This window comes from Desulfocurvus sp. DL1XJH-121 (genome assembly GCF_054819825.1).
In genome coordinates this window covers 1-233 of sequence record NZ_JBTVWW010000216.1, presented here as the reverse complement: position 1 = coordinate 233, position 233 = coordinate 1, and the positions used below count along the sequence as shown (strand labels likewise).

General features: G+C 56.2%; 1 protein-coding gene. It reads left to right on the top strand.

Annotated elements, in window-relative coordinates:
- Window positions 1-11 precede the first annotated feature (11 nt).
- The coding region (locus ACYYG1_RS17920) for a hypothetical protein (protein ID WP_461211684.1) at window positions 12-233 on the top strand (222 nt) is incomplete at its 3' end.

The following is a 233-nucleotide window of genomic DNA, read 5'->3' as shown; positions in this document are numbered from 1 at the left end:
CGCAGCCTGAAATGAAAACGCTCAGCCATATGTATCGCCGCGCATGGCATGTCGGCCTCAAGACAACCTATTATCTCCGGACGCTCCAGGCTTCGAACATTGAAAAGTCCACAGTCTCGGTGAAAAAGGAAGTCAGCGGCATTGCCGGTGGCAAGCGGGAATTTACCGCCGAGGAACAGCTCGCCTGTTCGATAGAGGCCATGCGCAACGGAGCCGAATGCGAGGCTTGCCAG